The following is a 13575-nucleotide window of genomic DNA, read 5'->3' on the forward strand; positions in this document are numbered from 1 at the left end:
ACATTGTGATGAAAGCGGCCTGTATTGACGCAATGGGACCATCCGGCGCTGGCGCTCCGGCCCACAGGGGACTACCGTCGAACGCTTCGCCCGCCCCTTCCCGCGCCCATGACCGAGTCCGCAACGCCCCCCGAGCACCTGCGCCGCAGCCTGTCCAACCGCCACCTGCAACTGATCGCCATCGGCGGTGCCATCGGCACCGGCCTGTTCATGGGCTCGGGCAAGACCATCAGCCTGGCCGGCCCGTCGATCATCTTCGTCTACCTGATCATCGGCGCGATGCTCTTCTTCGTGATGCGCGCGATGGGCGAACTGCTGCTGTCGAACCTGCAGTACAAATCCTTCATCGATTTCTCCACCGACCTGCTCGGCCCCTGGGCCGGATTCTTCTGCGGATGGACGTACTGGTTCTGCTGGATCGTCACCGCCATCGCCGATGTGATCGCGATCGCCGCCTACGCGCAGTTCTGGTTCCCCGGGCTTGAAGCCTGGAAGCCGGCATTGGCGTGCGTGATGCTGCTGCTGTCGTTGAACCTGGTGACGGTGAAGCTGTTCGGCGAGATGGAGTTCTGGTTCGCGCTGATCAAGATCGTGGCGATCTGCGCGCTGATCATCACCGGTGCCGGGCTGGTGGCGTGGGGCTTCACCTCGCCCAGCGGCCACACCGCGGCACTGTCGAATCTGTGGAATGACGGTGGCATGTTCCCGATGGGCCTGGTCGGTTTCTTCGCCGGCTTCCAGATCGCGGTGTTTGCCTTCGTCGGTATCGAGCTGGTCGGCACCACCGCCGCCGAAACCGCCGACCCCGAGCGCAACCTGCCGAAGGCGATCAATTCGATCCCGGTGCGCATCATCATCTTCTACGTGCTGGCGCTGATCGCGATCATGGCGGTCACCCCGTGGCGCCAGGTGGTGCCGGACAAGAGCCCCTTCGTGCAGCTGTTCGTGCTGGCCGGCATTCCGGCCGCGGCCAGCCTGATCAACTTCGTGGTGCTGACCTCGGCGACGTCGTCGGCCAACAGCGGCATCTTCTCCACCAGCCGCATGCTGTACGGCCTGGCCGAAGAGGGCCACGCCCCGCGCGGGCTGTCGCGGTTGTCGCGCGCGGCGGTGCCGGCGCGCGGCCTGCTGTTCTCCTGCCTCTGCCTGCTGGGCGGCACGTTGCTGATCTACCTGATCCCGAACCTGGTGACCGCCTTCACCCTGGTGACCACGCTGGCGACCGTGCTCTTCATCTTCGTCTGGTCGCTGATCCTGGTGGCCTACATGGTCTATCGCCGCCGCTACCCGGAGCGCCACGCCGCGTCGATCTTCAAGATGCCCGGTGGCGTTGCGATGTGCTGGGCCTGCCTGGTGTTCTTCGCGGGCGTGCTGGTGCTGCTGAGCCTGCAGGGCGATACCCGCCAGGCGCTGATCGCCAGCCCAGCATGGTTCGTTCTGCTGGGTGTGGGGTACTGGGTGCGGCGCAGGGTGGGGTAGGTTCCGGTGCGGGTCCCAGGACCCGATCCATCCCCATTCACTTGGTGTTGGCGGCCGCGGCCGGATCATCCGGCCGCCATGTGTACCCGCCCTGCCACCATCGCGCTGTTGCTGATGTCCAGCCTCTGGCCGGGGCTGGCCGGCGCGCGCACCGTCTACCGCTGCGTCCAGGGCAACACCGTCAGCCTGGCCACGGCGCCGGAACCGGGCTCACGCTGCACCCCGAAGGACATCGACGACAACGCCATCCAGACCCCGAACCTGTGGGGCAACATGGGCGTGTTCAGCGGCGTGCTGTACGAGCGCGAACAGGATGGCGTGCTGGTCTATTCCACACGCAACCTGCCGGGTTCGCGGGTGTTTCTGAAGTTCACCGTGGCCACGCCACCGGGTGAGCCCGCCCACGAAGGGCTGGGCAAGGTCGGCAAGCCGCAGTTGGCCCCGCATGCCAAGCAGTTCAAGGCGGCTGCCAAGGCCACCGGCGTGGATGATGCCTGGCTGCGCGCGATCGCCCACGCCGAGAGCAACTTTGATGCGTTGGCAGTGTCGAGCAAGGGCGCGCAGGGCGTAATGCAGTTGATGCCCGATACCGCGCAGGAATACGGGGTAAGCGATCCGTTCTCACCGCAGCAGTCGATCAACGGCGGTGCACGCTACATGCGCGCGCTGCTGCGCCGCTACAACGGCGATCGGCCACTGGCCGCGGCGGCCTACAACGCCGGCATCGGTGCGGTGACCCGTTACAAGGGCGTGCCGCCGTATGCCGAGACGCTGGCCTACGTGGACAAGGTGATGGCGTTGTACGCGCGTTACCGCGAGGCGATGGGCATCCGTACCGAAGTGCCGGCGCGCTAGGCAGGCAGGCGGGTAGTGCAGAGCCGAGCCCATGCCCGGCTCCACATGAAATTCGCTCAGCGTGAGGTGGAGGGGCTGACCAGTTCGTAGCGTTCGATGCGGCCGACGCGTGCAATCTCGGCCTGTACGTCAGCGCGCTGCTTGAGCGCACGCCAGGCCGCATCGATCTTCACGTCGCCCGGCAGTGAGGGATAGGTGCGCATGTCCTGCAGGCTGGCCAGCGTCTCGCCACGGTCGATGGGTGAGCGCAGCTGATCGATCAGCACTGCGGCTGCGCCATCCAGGTTGCCTTCGTCCAGCAGCATCTCGCGATGGAACAGGCGCGCGTCGTTGCGCTGGGCAAGGATCACCGCGCGTGCACCCTCCATGGCCTTGGCATCGCCACGTTCGCGGGCGGCGGCGAACTGCACCAGTGCTTGGGCCGCTTTGCCATAGCCTCCCAAGCCGGGCAGGTCAGTCACCGCCTGCGCTGCGTCCTGCATGCGTCCCAGCGAGGTGAACACGAAGCCGACATTCAACTGGTGCTCGCTACCGTCCGGGCCGAGCGCGCCGATGCGGGCGGCCTGTTGCGCCGCCGCCAGCGCATCGTCGGTGCGGCCCAGCCGGCGCAATGCGCTGAAGCGGCTGTTGAGCAGCCACGCCACCCATTCTGCTTCCTCCGCCGACGGTGATTCGCCTTCGGCCGCCGCGCGCGCCATGCCGTCGGTCAGCGCCAGCACTTCCTCATTGCGGTCCAGCATCAGCAGGGTGACGCTGAACTGCGCCATGCGCGCGTCCAGCTTGCGGTCCAGCAGGCCCGACACGCGCAGGGTGTCCAGGTACTTCTGCGCGACCTGCACCGGATCGAAGCGTGGATCGGCGCGATCGACGTAGCGGTCGAAGCGCTTGTCGCTGCGCAGCTGGAGGATCTCGGCCGGGCTGTCGATGCGGGCCAGCGTGGCCGGGATCGCATCACCACGGCCGTTGTCGGCCTGCAGCGTGGCCAGTGCCAGCCACATGCCGGTCGGCTCCAGGCCGCCGCTCTTCCAGCCGTTGTCGAACAAGGCCTGCAACAGTGCCATGCGCTGCTGCGGCTGGTCGCGCAGGCGGTACTGCAGGTAGTTGATGGGCGGGTGATCGATCGGCAGCGGCGCTTCGGCATGCTTCAACGCCTGCACCAGATAGGTCGTGGCCGCTGCGGGCTGGTTCTCGGACAGCTCCAGCGACACCCGCGTCAGCAGGATCTGCGTATCGTCGGGCAGCACTTCCTGCGCGCGCTTCAGGTAGCGGCGCGCCAACGCGGGCTTCTTCTGCACCATCGCGGTCCAGCCGGCCACCTGCGCGGCACGGCCCTGGCGTTCAGCGTCGAAGTCGTCCAGCAACGGATCTTCCATCAACCGTTCCATGACGATCAGTGCGCCCAGCGTGTTGCCGCTGCGCGACTGCTGGATGGCTTCATCCCAGCGCGCGGCGTAGGCCATGTGCACCGCGTCGTTGGTGATGGACGGCTTCTGCTGCGCCACCGTGATCGATGCTGACACGGGCGCGCTGGTCAGTGCCGCCAGCAGCAGAACGGTGAGGGGAGCGAAGCGGGGCATGGAGGATCTCCATCCGTGGGAACAACATTGAACCCGCTGCGGCTGGCGAGGACAAGCGCGATGAATGCAACTCTGCTCCCTCAGCACACGATCGGCCGTGGCGCATCGCGCGCGCAGCGTCTATTGTCGGTGCCTCTTCAGGCAGCGGGCAGGGCGGCGCAGCACGATGGCACGGTGGCAATGGATGGCGGCGGGTGTGGCGTTGGCAACAGCGGTGGCATTGGCGGCAACGTGGTGGGGAACTCCGCTGCATACGCCGGCTGAACCCGCAGGCCCGGCCCCGACGCCGTTGGCCTGGACCGCGCAGATCGAGGCGCTGGCCGGCGATGGCCATCCCGGTGATCGCGATGGCGCCTCCGTGCAGGCCCGCTTCGCCGATCCCTCTGGTTTGCTGCGTGCTGCTGATGGCAGCGTCTACTTCACCGATGCCGGCGACAACAACCGCATCCGCCGCCTCCTGCCTGATGGCCGTGTTGAAACCGTGGCCGGGCAGGGCGAGGGCCGCGTCGATGGCCCGGCGCTGCAGGCGAGCTTCAATACACCCTCGGGCATCGCCGCCGACGCGCAGGGCAACCTGTATGTGGCCGACACCGGAAACCACGCGATCCGTCGAATCGGTATCGATGGCCAGGTCAGCACGCTGGCCGGCGGCGAGCAGGGTTATCTGGATGGCCCGGCCGCCCAGGCGCGGTTCGATGCACCGATGGGCATCGCGGTGGACGCACAGGGCCAGGTCTATGTGGCGGATACCTACAACGATCGCATCCGGGTGATCGGCACCGATGGCAGGGTGCGCACCCTGGCCGGCGGCGAGCGCCCGGGGCTGGCCGATGGCGCAGGTGCCGCAGCGCGCTTCGATACGCCGGTGGCACTGGCGTTGGATGCGCAGGGCGCACTGCTGGTGGCCGATCTGTTCAACAACGCGGTACGCCGTGTCGGTGCCGATGGCACGGTCAGCACCGTGCTGGCGGCCGCCAGCGTGATCAATGGGCCGCTGTCGCTCGCCACGACGCACGACGGCGTGCTGTACGTGGGCGACCTGGATGGGCGCATCGTGCAGGTGACGCCGCAGGGCCATCAGATCACGCTGGTTGGCAATGGCCGCCTGCCGCGCCTTGCCCGCCCCAGCGGACTGGCGATGGATGCAGATGGCAGCGTGCTGGTGGCCGATGCCGCAGCCTATCGCCTGCATCGCCTGCGCCCGCTGCCGGTGGGCGATCTGCCGGCACCGGCGTTGGTCGGCCCGGCCGCCGATGCCGCGCTGCCGGATACCGGCGGGCGCTGGCCGTTGGCGCCGCAGCAGGGCTGGCATGAAGTGGTTGGTACGCTCGGCGAGGTGCGTGGCAACTTCAAGGGCGAGAGCCGCCATCACCTGCACGGTGGGTTTGACGTGCGCGGCGATGTCGGCCAGACCGTACTGGCCATCGCCGAGGGCAAGGTGAGCAGCCCGGTGGCGGCGTGGAGCCTGGGTGGCCAGGCCGAAGGGCTGGCAGTGGACCGCCTCAAGTACATCCACATGCGGGTCGGCCGCACGCCGCGCGATGAACCCTTCGATGCGCGCTGGCAGGCGCTGTACGACGAGCAGGGCAAGCTGGAGCGGATGCGCGTGCGGCGCGGCACCCGCATCCATGTCGGCGACCGGCTGGGCAGCATCAACAACCAGGCCCATGTGCATCTGGCGGTGGGTACCGGCGGCTTCGAGACCAATGCGGTGGCGCTTGGCTTCCACAACTACGCCGATCACTTCGCACCGCGCATTACCGACGTGGCGCTGCTGGACGACAACGACCAGCCGATGGCCGCCGGCGCCGATGGCGTGGTGATGGTGGCGCGCCAGGGCCGCGGCGTGCAGATCGTGGTGGAAGCCTGGGACCAGGTCGACAACAACCTGCCGCGTCGACGCCTGGGCATGTACCAGGTGGGTTACCAGATCCTCGATGGCGTCGGCCAGCCGCTGCAGGGTTACGAGCAGCCGCGCTGGAACATTGTGTTCAACCGCATGCCGCCGCAGCAGGAGGCTGTGCGGGTGGCCTATGCGCCGGACAGCGGCATCACCGTGCATGGCAGTGCGGTGACGCGGTTCCGTTACCTGGCTACCAACACCGTGCGCGATGGCCTGATGGAAACCGGCCGCTGGCAACCCGCGGCATTGCCGCCAGGCGAGTACATCGTGCGTGCCAGCGTGCGTGACTACAGCGGCAACGAAGGCATCGGCCCGCGCGAGATCAGGGTTCGGCTGCTGCCATAGCGGCGGCGGGGGCGCCGCAGCGTTCGCGCTCGGCGTCCATGTCTTCCAGCGGCCGCACCTCGATGCTGCCGAAGCGTGCCCACGGGAAGTCGCGCGCGATGCGCATGGCTTCGTCGCGGTCGCGGGCCACGATCAGGTTGAAGCCGGCCAGCAGTTCGCGGGTTTCGGCGAACGGGCCATCCAGCACGCGACTGTGCCCATCGCGCACGCGCAGGGTCTGCGCGGTGTCGACCGGCTGCAGTTTCTGCGCAACCAGCAGCGTGCCCTCGGCCTGCAGCTTGTCGGCGTGCGCGAGGCAGTCGCGCATCAAGGCGTTGAATTCTTCGGTCGGCAGTGCCTGCAGCAGGGCAGGTTCGATGTAGATCAGAAGCAGGTACTGCTGCATGGCACGGTCCTGGCGGGGGCGGGTGCCCATGATGGCGCAGGTCTGCGCACGGGCATGTTGCAGCGCGGGAAGCGTGCCTTCGGCGGGGATCGGCGAACGGCGGAGCCCCTCCGTGGTGGCGGTACAGCGTGATTCTCGGGCTTGGCCGGGTGGCTAGGCGGGTCGGGGGACGCCGTAAACCCGTCCATGGGGGATTGGCCGCGGCATTCATGCCGCAGACACCCCCGCCCCGCCAGCCGCACTCGCCCGGCCCACCCACAGGAACCCGAGCTTTCAGCGACCAACCCACCCCACCACGGAGGGGCCCGCCGTTCGCCGCCCGCCGAAGGCACGCTTTCCACGGAGAAAAAAAATTCCGGAAACGTGTCGATTCCGATGACCCTGGTTCGTTGTACCCAGTGAAGGGCACGCCCCCCGCGTCCCCACGGGAGACCGAAATGAAAGTGATGGTGATCGTGAAGGCCAACGCCGACTCCGAAGCCGGCCGCATGCCGAACGAACAGGAATTGTCCGAAATGGGCGCCTTCAACGAGCAGCTGGTCGCCGCCGGCATCATGCTCGCCGGTGAAGGCCTGCACGCCACCCAGCGTGGTCGTCGCATTCATTTCGGCAGCGGTGCGCCCCGCGTCGAGTCTGGTCCATTCGGCCCCGCCGACAAACAGATCGCCGGCTTCTGGCTGTGGAACGTGCGGTCGCTGGAGGACGCCGTCGAGTGGGCCAGCCGTGCCCCGTTCCGCAGTGGCGGCACCCTGGAGGTGCGCCCATTGATTTCCGCGGAAGACTTCGGCGAAGCCTTCACCCCCGACTTACAGCAGCAGGAACAGCGTCTGCGTGCACAGCTGGAAGGTTGATCCGAATCTGGTCCGCATCCGCCGGGCATGACCCGGCGCAACCCCTGACCTACACACCGGAGTACTGCCATGAGATTGATTCCGTTCCTCGGCTTCAGCGGCCAGGCCCACGACGCGATGGCGTTCTATGCCAAGGCACTCGGCGGCCAGGTCACCTCGGAAATGAAGTACCGCGACATGCCGCCGTCCGATGGCATGCCCGGCTGCAATGAAATGCCGGCGCAAACGCTGGACCACGTTGCGCACAGCCAGCTGGAGATCGGCAACGCCATCCTGATGGCCGCCGATGGCCCCGGCGGCAGCGACGGTGGTTCGACCACCATCAATGTCGATGTCGACAGCATCGAAGAGGCCGAGCGCGTGTTCGCGGCGCTGGCCGACGGCGGCCAGGTACAGATGCCGATCGCCGAAACGTTCTGGGCGCATCGCTGGGGCATGTTGATCGACCGCTACGGCAAGCCGTGGATGGTCAACTGCATGAAGCAGCCCTGAGCCGTCCCACGTTCATCCACAAGGAGTTTCATCGATGAGTGCGCCGCAACCGCAGATGATCTTCGTCAACCTGCCCGTGCAGGACCTGCCGAAGTCCAAGACCTTCTTCGCCGCGTTGGGCTACAGCTTCAACCCGACCTTCACCAACGACGATGCGGCCTGCATGGTCATCAGCGAAAGCATCTTCGTGATGCTGCTGACCCAGCCGTTCTTTCAACAATTCACCACCCAGCCGATCGCCGATGCACGCAGCCACACCGAGGTGATCACCTGCCTGTCGGCGGACAGCCGCAAGGCGGTGGACGTGCTGGTGGACAAGGCACTGGCCGCGGGCGGCAGCGAACCGCAGCCGGCGCGCGACTATGGCTTCATGTACCAGCGCGGCTTCCAGGACCTGGATGGGCACCTGTGGGAAATCGCGCACATGGATGGCGAACCAGGCTGAGTACCGCGTCGCTTGTGCGGGCCGGGCGTGCATGCTGTGATCCACACATGCACGATCCCGCACTGACACAGCGTCTGGAAACCCTCTGGCGGATGGAGTCGCCGGTGTTGATCGCGCGCCTGGCGCGGCTGCTCGGTGGCGATGTCGGCCGTGCCGAGGAGCTGGCCCAGGACACCTGGCTGGCGGCGCTGGAGCGCTGGCCGGCGCAGGGTATCCCGGACAATCCCGGAGCCTGGCTGATGACCACCGCGCGCAACCGGGCCATCGATGTGCTGCGCCAGCATCAGCGCGTGGCGCAGCAGCATGCGCAATGGGGCGAGGAACTGCATCCGGCACCGCTGCCGGCGCCGGACGACAGCCAGGCGCTGGAAGACGACCTGGGTGACGACCTGCTGCGGCTGATGTTCGTGGCCTGCCATCCGGTACTGCCCGCCGACGCGCGGGTGGCGCTCACCCTGCGCCTGCTGGGTGGGCTGACCACCACCGAGATCGCGCGTGGCTTCCTGCAGCCCGAGCCGACCATCGCCCAGCGCATCGTGCGAGCCAAGCGCACCCTGGCGCAGAAGCAGGTGCCCTACGAAGTGCCCCGCGCGGAGGCGATGCCCGAGCGCTTGGCCTCGGTGCTGGAGGCGATCTACCTGGTGTTCAACGAGGGCTATGCCGCCAGTGCCGGCGATGACTGGATGCGCCCGGCCCTGTGCGAGGAAGCGCTGCGGCTGGGGCGCATTCTGGCTCATCGCCTGCCGGCGCCACCGGTGCTGGGCCTGCTGGCGTTGATGGAACTGCAGGCCTCGCGCGCGGCGGCACGCGTCGATGCACAGGGCGCTGCGGTGCTGCTGGACCAGCAGGAACGCGCGCGCTGGGATTGGCTGCAGATCGAGCGCGGGCAGCAGCTGCTGGCGCGCGCATTGGCCGCTGGTGGCGATCAGGACCCTTATGTGCTGCAGGCGTGCATCGCCGCCTGCCATGCCGCCGCGCGGCGCCCGCAGGAGACTGACTGGCCACGCATTGCCTCGCTGTATACGCAGCTGTTGCAGGTGCAGCCTTCCCCGGTGGTGGCGTTGAACCGGGTGGTGGCGGTGCTGCGCAGCGATGGTGCGTTCGCGGCGTGGGCGCAGCTGCAGCCGCTGCTGGACGAGCCACGGTTGCAGGACTACGCGCCGTTGCAGGTGGTACGCGGCGAGCTGTTGCAACAGCTGGGCCGGGCCGAGGATGCCCGCGAAGCCTTCGCGAGCGCCGCCGCGCTGACCGGCAACGCCCGCGAACGCGCGCACCTGCTGTCGCGCGCGCAAGGACCGGGCTGACCCCGTCTTTCCGAATCCCTTTACACTCCGGAAGGATTTCCCTGCTGGAGAGAGCAATGAAGCGAGTAGCACTGGGCATGCTGGCCCTGTCGGTGTCGAGCGCACTGATGGCGGCCACCCCGAAATTCGATGGCGCGCGGATCTCTGCCGACGTCAAGGAACTGGCCTCCGACGCCTACGAAGGCCGCTCGCCGGCCACCGCCGGTGAAGAGAAGACCATCGCCTATCTCAGCAAGCAGTTCGCCGAGGCTGGCCTGCAGCCGGGCGGCGACCTCAAGGATGGCAAGCGCCTGTGGACCCAGGCCGTGCCGCTGCGCAAGGGCGACATCGTCGGCACACCGCAGCTGGCGCTGCACCAGGGCGGCAGGACCATTGCGCTTGACCAGGGCAAGCAGATTGCCGTGCGTGCCGCCATGAACGGCGCCAGCAACGTCGATATCAGCAAGGCACCGCTGGTGTTCCTCGGTTACGGCGTGAAAGCGCCGGAGCGCAACTGGGACGACTTCAAGGGCGTGGACCTGAAGGGGAAGATCGCCGTGGTGCTGATCAACGATCCGGACTTCGAGACCGGCCAGGGCGACTTCGACGGCAAGGGCATGACCTACTACGGCCGTTGGACCTACAAGTACGAAGAAGGCGCGCGCCAGGGGGCGCTGGGCGTGCTGATCGTGCACGAGACCGCGCCGGCATCGTATGGCTGGGCCACCGTGGCCGGCTCCAATACCAACACCATGTTCGACGTGGTGCGCGACAACCCGGCCGAAAGCCATCCGCTTCTGGAAGGCTGGATCCAGCGCGATCTGGCGGTGGAGCTGTTCCGTTCGGCCGGGCAGGATTTCGAGGCGCTGAAGAAGAAGGCCCAGCGGCGCGATTTCACGCCGGTGGTGCTGAGCGGCGCCAGCCTGGATGCGAAGTACGCGGTGAAGACCGAAGTGATCACCTCGCACAACGTCGCCGCGCGGCTGGAAGGCACCCACCATCCGGACGAGACGATCATCTACAGCGCGCACTGGGACCACATCGGCGTGGGTGAGCCGGATGCACGCGGCGACCGCATCTTCAACGGTGCGCTGGACAACGCCAGCGGCACCGCCTCGTTGATCGAGCTGGCACGTGGTTTCGCCAAGGCCAAGCGTCCGGAGCGCTCGCTGCTGTTCCTGGCGGTCACGGCCGAAGAGAAGGGCCTGCTGGGTTCGGAATACTACGCGACCCATCCGCTGTACCCGCTTGAAAAGACCGTGGCGGTGATCAACATGGATGGCATGGCGCCGTTCGGCCCGTCGCGTGATTTCGGCATCTATGGTGCCGCGCGCTTCGAGCTGCTGGACCGGCTGAAGGACGTCGCCAAGGGTTGGGACATCCGCTACACCCCGGACCCGAAGCCGGAAGCGGGCCTGTTCTTCCGCTCCGATCACTTCCCGTTCGCCAAGCGCGGCGTGCCGGCGCTGTCCTGGTCGGCCGGCCAGGACTGGGTGGACGGTGGCGTGGCCGCGGGCAAGAAGGCCTCGGAGGACTACACCGCCAAGCGTTACCACCAGCAGGGCGACGAATGGCAGCCGGACTGGGTGTTCGCCGGTGCTGCCCGCGACCTGGAGGTGCTGTACACGCTGGGCAACCAGCTGGCCAACTCGCGCAGCTGGCCGAACTGGAGCAAGGACGAATCGTTCCGCGCCGTGCGTGACGCCAGCGCCGACCAGCGCAAGTAACGGCGTTGGGTAGTGCCGGCCGCTGGCCGGCATTGCTGCCCCGGAAGCGCCGGGCCGTGCCCAGCGTTTCCGTAACGGCTTCCGTCCCCGCTTTCCGGCCCTTCGTCGCAACCTGCTTGTTTGCCTGGCGGGCCGCCCTATGCTCGGCTCACCCCCCTTCCTCCAAGGCGCCGCCGTGTTCGCCAGCCTCTCTCTCCTGATCCGCCACCTGCTGGCCTGGGCCGCCGCGCTGGTCGTCGCCGGCATGGTCTGGAGCGGCATCTTCAGCGGCATGAACGACGGCCCCGGCTGGGTGTTCGGCCTGCTGGCGATGTTCCTGATGATCTCCGCGCTGGGCAGCGCGATTACCCACATGCGCCGGGTCTGGCTGGTCGCCGGCCGGCTGGATGCGACCACGCTGTCCGGGCGCCAGCGGCGCCAGGTGGAACTGCCGATGGATGCCGGCCAGGCCTACGCGGTGGTGGACGCGGCAATTGCCGAACTACCGCGTGTCGAAGACGTGGAAAGTTCGGCCGGCAGCCTGCAGGTGCGCGCCTACGTGCGCCGCGTCGATCCGTGGAACGGCCGCCAGCCGTCGCGCTGGAACCTGCCGGCGCGGTTGGCGATCAAGCGCAACAGCGTACTGGCCACGGTCACCCCGGGGCAGGGCACCAGCACCGTCACCCTGTTGTTTGAACCCGATGCCGGTTGGTGGGCCGACCTGCTGGCGCTGGATGAGGGCAGCAACTACGAGAACGCCGAAGCGGTCACCCGCGCGATCAGCCGCCGCGTGGCCGACCAGCGCCGCGACGAGCAGGCTGCTGCCGAACAGACCCAGGTGGAAAAGGAACTGTCGGTTGCGCGCCTGAACCTGCTGCATGCGCAGGTGGAGCCGCACTTCCTCTACAACACGCTGGCCAACGCGCAGGTGCTGACCCGCACCGATCCGGCGCGCGCCGAACAGATGCTCGGCCATCTGATCCAGTACCTGCGCAGTTCGCTGCCGCAGGTGGACGAATCGGTGTCGACGCTGGGCGTGGAGCTGGAACGCACGCGTGCGTATCTGGAGATTCTGCGCATCCGCATGGGCGCACGCCTGGCGGTGGAGGTGCAGGTGCCGAACGAACTGCATGGCGTGCACCTGCCGGCCATGGCGCTGCAGACGCTGGTGGAGAATGCGATCAAACATGGCCTGGAACCGAAGCCGGGCGGCGGCACGATCTGGATCCTGGCGCGCAGCTTCGATGACCACGTGACGGTGACCGTGGCCGACGACGGCCTCGGCTTCGGCCAGGGTACCAGCGGCACCGGCATCGGCCTGAAGAACCTGCGCGAGCGCCTGCGCCTGACCTGCGGCGAGCAGGCCGGCGTGGCGATCGTCGCCAATTTCCCCAGTGGCGTGGCCGCGACCATGACCCTGCCGCAGTTGCACAAGGAGCGCAGCCATGCCGCTTGAAGCCCTGATCGCCGAAGACGAAGAACTGCTGCGGCAGTCACTGGTGGAGCAGCTGCGCCGGTTGTGGCCGGAACTGAAGCTGGTGGCTGAGTGCGAGGATGGCGCCAGTGCGCTGGAGCAGCTGGCCGAGAAGCAACCGGATATCGCCTTCCTCGATATCCGCATGCCCGGCATCAGCGGCATCGAAGTGGCACGTGCGCTGTCCGAGCTGAGCCCGCGCACCCAGGTGGTGTTCGTGACCGCCTACGATCAGTACGCCATCGATGCGTTCGAGCAGGGCGCGATGGACTACCTGCTCAAGCCGGTCAGTGACGAGCGCCTGTTGGCGACCCGCGAGCGCATCCTGTCGCGGTTGCCATCGACGCGCCAGGACGATGCCGTGCTGGAGCGCCTGCTGCAGCGGCTGGGGCCATCGCCGGGGGCCGCCGAACGCCCGCCGCTGGCCTGGATCACCGCCAGCAATGGCCGCGAGACGCAGCTGATCATGCTGGAGGACGTGGCCTACTTCCGCGCCGACAACAAGTACACCACGGTGGTTACGGCCGCAGGTGAGAGCCTGCTGCGCACGCCGTTGCGTGAGTTGCTGGACGTGCTTGATCCGCAGCACTTCCGCCAGATCCACCGATCCACCATCGTCAACATGAAGGCGGTGGCAGCGGTCAGCCGCGACGATACCGGGCGCGGTGTACTGCGCCTGCGCCAGCGTGCGGAAACGCTGGTGGTCAGCCAACCGTTCATGAGCCTGTTCCGCGGCATGTGACCGTTGCGCGCTGCTGAAAGAACAATGCCACCGTGATC

The 13575-nt window shown here is 67.5% G+C and carries 12 protein-coding genes; 10 read left to right on the forward strand and 2 right to left on the reverse strand.

Annotated features, from left to right (window positions below):
* The first annotated feature begins 108 nt into the window (after positions 1-108).
* Positions 109-1479 (forward strand): D-serine/D-alanine/glycine transporter, encoded by a 1371-nt coding sequence (gene cycA, locus QZ853_RS18150; RefSeq protein ID WP_295576700.1) that lies wholly within the window; start codon positions 109-111, stop codon positions 1477-1479.
* Positions 1480-1557: 78 nt separating this feature from the next.
* A complete protein-coding gene (locus QZ853_RS18155) occupies positions 1558-2334 on the forward strand; it encodes a lytic transglycosylase domain-containing protein (RefSeq protein WP_295576716.1) in 777 nt (258 codons plus the stop codon).
* A 56-nt stretch (positions 2335-2390) separates the two neighbouring features.
* On the opposite strand, the gene QZ853_RS18160 is transcribed toward QZ853_RS18155, so the two are convergent.
* Positions 2391-3911, reverse strand: coding sequence for a hypothetical protein (locus tag QZ853_RS18160; RefSeq protein ID WP_295576718.1), 1521 nt, complete (start codon positions 3909-3911; stop codon positions 2391-2393).
* 166 nt (positions 3912-4077) lie between these two features.
* Here QZ853_RS18160 and QZ853_RS18165 point away from each other — a divergent pair, with 166 nt between their 5' ends.
* Positions 4078-6159: a gluconolaconase gene (locus QZ853_RS18165; RefSeq protein ID WP_295576725.1), complete on the forward strand. Its 2082-nt coding sequence runs from the start codon at positions 4078-4080 to the stop codon at positions 6157-6159.
* Here QZ853_RS18165 and QZ853_RS18170 read toward each other — a convergent pair.
* The gene (locus QZ853_RS18170) at positions 6137-6544 is read right to left on the reverse strand and encodes a YciI family protein (protein ID WP_295578967.1); all 408 of its coding nucleotides are present in this window, start codon (positions 6542-6544) and stop codon (positions 6137-6139) included. The two genes, QZ853_RS18165 and QZ853_RS18170, sit on opposite strands and share 23 nt — an antisense overlap.
* 437 nt (positions 6545-6981) lie before the next feature.
* On the opposite strand from QZ853_RS18170, the gene QZ853_RS18175 reads away from it, so the two are divergent.
* The 7 genes from QZ853_RS18175 (at position 6982) to QZ853_RS18205 (ending at position 13537) form a co-directional block, all read left to right on the forward strand.
* Positions 6982-7395 (forward strand): YciI family protein, encoded by a 414-nt coding sequence (locus tag QZ853_RS18175; RefSeq protein WP_295576730.1) that lies wholly within the window; start codon positions 6982-6984, stop codon positions 7393-7395.
* A gap of 69 nt (positions 7396-7464) precedes the next feature.
* Positions 7465-7887 carry a VOC family protein gene (locus QZ853_RS18180; protein ID WP_295576736.1) on the forward strand — a complete coding sequence of 141 codons (423 nt, stop codon included), beginning with the start codon at positions 7465-7467 and terminating at the stop codon, positions 7885-7887.
* A gap of 34 nt (positions 7888-7921) precedes the next feature.
* Positions 7922-8332 carry a VOC family protein gene (locus QZ853_RS18185; RefSeq protein ID WP_295576739.1) on the forward strand — a complete coding sequence of 137 codons (411 nt, stop codon included), beginning with the start codon at positions 7922-7924 and terminating at the stop codon, positions 8330-8332.
* Between the two features lie 47 nt (positions 8333-8379).
* Complete coding sequence (locus QZ853_RS18190; protein ID WP_295576743.1) at positions 8380-9636, forward strand: sigma-70 family RNA polymerase sigma factor; 1257 nt, start codon at positions 8380-8382, stop codon at positions 9634-9636.
* Positions 9637-9692: 56 nt separating this feature from the next.
* Positions 9693-11342 (forward strand): M28 family metallopeptidase, encoded by a 1650-nt coding sequence (locus tag QZ853_RS18195; protein WP_295576749.1) that lies wholly within the window; start codon positions 9693-9695, stop codon positions 11340-11342.
* A 175-nt stretch (positions 11343-11517) separates the two neighbouring features.
* On the forward strand, positions 11518-12777 hold the full coding sequence (locus QZ853_RS18200; RefSeq protein ID WP_295576755.1) for a histidine kinase: 1260 nt from the start codon (positions 11518-11520) through the stop codon (positions 12775-12777).
* Positions 12767-13537 (forward strand): LytTR family DNA-binding domain-containing protein, encoded by a 771-nt coding sequence (locus QZ853_RS18205; protein ID WP_295576762.1) that lies wholly within the window; start codon positions 12767-12769, stop codon positions 13535-13537. Before QZ853_RS18200 ends, QZ853_RS18205 begins: the two co-directional genes overlap by 11 nt.
* Positions 13538-13575: the final 38 nt, after the last annotated feature.

The sequence above is a fragment of the uncultured Stenotrophomonas sp. genome, assembly GCF_913778665.1.
In the GTDB taxonomy this organism is placed as follows: domain Bacteria; phylum Pseudomonadota; class Gammaproteobacteria; order Xanthomonadales; family Xanthomonadaceae; genus Stenotrophomonas.

Bases quoted from the DNA above. Each gene is read 5' to 3' on its own strand.
- cycA (WP_295576700.1), top strand. From the start codon at position 109: ATGACCGAGTCCGCAACGCCCCCCGAGCACCTGCGCCGCAGCCTGTCC.
- QZ853_RS18155 (WP_295576716.1), top strand. From the start codon at position 1,558: ATGTGTACCCGCCCTGCCACCATCGCGCTGTTGCTGATGTCCAGCCTC.
- QZ853_RS18160 (WP_295576718.1), bottom strand. From the start codon at position 3,911: ATGCCCCGCTTCGCTCCCCTCACCGTTCTGCTGCTGGCGGCACTGACC.
- QZ853_RS18165 (WP_295576725.1), top strand. From the start codon at position 4,078: ATGGCACGGTGGCAATGGATGGCGGCGGGTGTGGCGTTGGCAACAGCG.
- QZ853_RS18170 (WP_295578967.1), bottom strand. From the start codon at position 6,544: ATGCAGCAGTACCTGCTTCTGATCTACATCGAACCTGCCCTGCTGCAG.
- QZ853_RS18175 (WP_295576730.1), top strand. From the start codon at position 6,982: ATGAAAGTGATGGTGATCGTGAAGGCCAACGCCGACTCCGAAGCCGGC.
- QZ853_RS18180 (WP_295576736.1), top strand. From the start codon at position 7,465: ATGAGATTGATTCCGTTCCTCGGCTTCAGCGGCCAGGCCCACGACGCG.
- QZ853_RS18185 (WP_295576739.1), top strand. From the start codon at position 7,922: ATGAGTGCGCCGCAACCGCAGATGATCTTCGTCAACCTGCCCGTGCAG.
- QZ853_RS18190 (WP_295576743.1), top strand. From the start codon at position 8,380: ATGCACGATCCCGCACTGACACAGCGTCTGGAAACCCTCTGGCGGATG.
- QZ853_RS18195 (WP_295576749.1), top strand. From the start codon at position 9,693: ATGAAGCGAGTAGCACTGGGCATGCTGGCCCTGTCGGTGTCGAGCGCA.
- QZ853_RS18205 (WP_295576762.1), top strand. From the start codon at position 12,767: ATGCCGCTTGAAGCCCTGATCGCCGAAGACGAAGAACTGCTGCGGCAG.